At 43.7% G+C, this 3,028-nt stretch carries 4 protein-coding genes; 3 read left to right on the plus strand and 1 reads right to left on the minus strand.

Going from position 1 to position 3,028, the window contains the following annotated elements; all coding sequences use genetic code 11:
* The first annotated feature begins 496 nt into the window (after positions 1-496).
* Positions 497-1,582, plus strand: a complete 1,086-nt coding sequence (locus AM228_RS28590) for a DUF3474 domain-containing protein (protein ID WP_054470429.1) — start codon at positions 497-499, stop codon at positions 1,580-1,582.
* A gap of 376 nt (positions 1,583-1,958) precedes the next feature.
* Here the strand turns inward: AM228_RS28590 and AM228_RS28595 are convergent, their stop codons facing one another.
* The gene (locus AM228_RS28595; protein ID WP_054470431.1) at positions 1,959-2,444 is read right to left on the minus strand and encodes a hypothetical protein; all 486 of its coding nucleotides are present in this window, start codon (positions 2,442-2,444) and stop codon (positions 1,959-1,961) included.
* Between the two features lie 20 nt (positions 2,445-2,464).
* On the opposite strand from AM228_RS28595, the gene AM228_RS28600 reads away from it, so the two are divergent.
* Both AM228_RS28600 and AM228_RS36540 read left to right on the plus strand, forming a co-directional pair.
* The gene (locus AM228_RS28600) at positions 2,465-2,674 is read left to right on the plus strand and encodes a hypothetical protein (protein WP_054470433.1); all 210 of its coding nucleotides are present in this window, start codon (positions 2,465-2,467) and stop codon (positions 2,672-2,674) included.
* Positions 2,671-2,805 carry a hypothetical protein gene (locus AM228_RS36540; protein ID WP_255353289.1) on the plus strand — a complete coding sequence of 45 codons (135 nt, stop codon included), beginning with the start codon at positions 2,671-2,673 and terminating at the stop codon, positions 2,803-2,805. Before AM228_RS28600 ends, AM228_RS36540 begins: the two co-directional genes overlap by 4 nt.
* Positions 2,806-3,028 lie beyond the last annotated feature (223 nt).

Genomic DNA, 3,028 nt, shown 5'->3' on the forward strand with positions numbered 1-3,028 from the left:
GGGTGTAGGGTGTAGGGTGTAGGGTCTAGGGTGTAGGGTGTAGGGTGTAGTGAATAGTGAATAGTGAATAGTGAATAGTGATATTTATGCATAACTTTTCACTTGTACGGGCGAATGGCCATTCGCCCCTACGAATGCATCACTTTTCCCACACTCCCCACACCCCACACACCCCACAGTCCCCACACCCCACACACCCCACACTCCCCACACTTCCCACACTCCCCACACCCCACACCCTACACCCTACACCGATGGCGGCCCCACACCCCACACCCCAAAAGCCCCTCTGCACCTCTGCCTGTTGCCCTACACCCTATTGCCGTTTTGTAACAAACAACAAATAACAAATAACAAACAAAAAACAAAAAACAACAAACAACAAATAAAATTGTAAAAAAAAACAAAAATTTTGACTTTATCACCCACTATCTGTAAAGCTATGTAAAGGTAAAATCAATTCTGTCATTTCATTTCTACTTACAACCAAATTCAAGTGCAAGTAAACACTCTCGAGTTCAACCAGCCTCGGACAGAGGAAGTCTCAAAAAAAACTTCCAATCCGCCATTTACTTTACAGCAGTTAAAGGCAGCGATTCCCGCCGAATGCTTTCAACCTTCGACATGGCGATCGCTCTCATACTTTTTTCTGGATGTGGGCATCATTGCGGGACTATATGCGATCGCGCACACCCTAGACTCCTGGTTCTTCTGGCCAATCTTCTGGCTGATGCAAGGCACCATGTTCTGGGCCTTATTTGTGGTTGGACACGACTGCGGACATCGTTCCTTCTCTCGCCATAAATGGGTCAATGACCTCTTCGGTCATCTTTCCCATACCCCCATCCTCGTCCCCTTTCATGGCTGGCGAATCAGTCACCGGACTCATCACCAAAACACCGGCAACCTGGACACCGATGAAAGCTGGTATCCGGTCAAACAGTCCACTTATGAGCAAATGCTCTGGTATGAAAAGTTCTTGCGCTTTGAGTGGGCATTACTACTGGTCTATCCCCTTTACCTATTTAAGCGTTCTCCCGAACGACCAGGTGGATCTCATTTTATGCCCGGTAGTCCCCTATTTAAACCCTCGGAAAAATGGGACGTAATTACCAGCACGATCTGCTGGAGTCTGATGGTAGCCTTATTGGGTTTCCTCACCTATCAATGGGGCTTTATGTGGCTGGTGAAATACTATCTCGGCCCTTACATTGTCTTCGTGATTTGGCTAGATTTAGTCACCTTTCTCCACCATACCGATCCTGACATCCCCTGGTATCGCGGTGATGATTGGTATTTTCTCAAAGGTGCGCTTTCCACCATTGACCATGATTATGGGTTTATCAACAATATCCACCACAATATTGGCACCCATGTTGCCCATCATATTTTCTTAAATATGCCTCACTACCATCTCAAAACCGCGACTGAGGCTATTAAACCAATTTTAGGAGATTACTATCGTAAATCCGAACGCTCAATCTTTGAGGCTTTTTGGCGTTCTTACAACACTTGTCATTTTGTACCCAATGAGGGCGGACAAGTTTACTATCAACCTAAAACCACACTAGACAACAAATAAAGAAAAAAGATTGATTATCAATCTTCGTTTCTTGGGATGAATTTTGAGGATTATCGCCGGATTCATCCCAACAATAATCCCCTCAAATTCAATTGATATTTTTGATTTTTTATAGACAGATATTGTTTGATATTTGCTGGGGATTTATTAATCAATAAAAATTCATAATCCTGATTATTTCACTATGATGATTTGAATGAAACAGAATGAAAAAGGATGTTTTTTTATCCTTCAATAACAATAAAAACCACAAAAAAACCCAGCTTGGGCTAGGTTTATGTGGTAAATCTTTCCCTAACAAAATCCGCTGGATCATCGAACATCCAAACCTTAATCATCGATTAATAATTGCTCAAAAACATTATAAAAATATCTATTACTCTTGTTCTGGTTTTCCATAAAGAACTTCTTCGACTTCTGCATTAGTTTTGCCTAAAATTCTGGCGATGGGAGAAATTAAACTTGGCTCAATGGATTTACCCGCAAAAATACTTTGGAGTTCTTTGGGTGAGAGTTTGAAAGTATCGCAAAATTTGACAAATTCTGGGGTACTGACCTGTAAATCTTGTTGTCTTTCCCGCAAGAGAAAGGCGATCGCTCTTGGGCCAAACTTAGGCCGTTCAGCCAGACTCAGATATTTTTTCATCAAAGCATCGACTTTACCGGCATCCGCACCAGCCTGACGCAGCAAATCCAAACAAGCGATGCGTAAAGCTTTGCGAAGTCTTTCCTCTTGATTCAAAATTTCTACGATCTCTTCAGAATATTCAGGACTACAAAATCCCGCCAATGAACCTTTATATAAAATTGGCACATACAGATCGTGTCCCAATTCCCAAGAAGCATCATTATTTGCCGTCATAATCGGACTTTCTCCTGAAAATGATATTCGCTAGTTTCTCAGAAACGATCGCCCGTTGGCAAGTCACTCAAGGGCAAAACTCCCCCGATCGCGTTGGTTCTGAGTTAATTGCTCTGAGGGTTTGCCATCAATCCATCGGCGGATCGGCGGGGATGCTCCCGCTCGGCGATCGCCAACTCAGGATGAATCTTGTCGGACTGAAGCCCAGGGAATCAGACCGGGCTGATTGATCTATCTGGGCAATCCCTCGATTACCCCTATCAGTGCTGTAGTGATTTCCCGATCGGCGAATCATCTCAGGAAGATTAAGAATATAGGCGATCGCGATCGCTTTACCCAACCGCAGCAAGTCAGAGTTTAATCACAAAGCCTGCCCCCGTGAAGACGGGGGTTATTCAACAGTGTCAGTTTTGTTAACAGATGCTCATGTATGCTTTCAGGAGATGGCATACATACCACTCAGGAAAGCGGTCGAATTTCTGGGTGTACATCCCAACACCGGAGCGAAAAAACGCTGATGAAAAGAAGATCAAAAACATCAAAAACACCGCCTACCAAAAACTCTATGATGTCGAATCATCGGT

The organism is Planktothricoides sp. SR001, from assembly GCF_001276715.1.
In the GTDB taxonomy this organism is placed as follows: domain Bacteria; phylum Cyanobacteriota; class Cyanobacteriia; order Cyanobacteriales; family Laspinemataceae; genus Planktothricoides; species Planktothricoides raciborskii.

Bases quoted from the DNA above. Each gene is read 5' to 3' on its own strand.
- AM228_RS28600 (WP_054470433.1), top strand. From the start codon at position 2,465: ATGATATTCGCTAGTTTCTCAGAAACGATCGCCCGTTGGCAAGTCACT.
- AM228_RS28595 (WP_054470431.1), bottom strand. From the start codon at position 2,444: ATGACGGCAAATAATGATGCTTCTTGGGAATTGGGACACGATCTGTAT.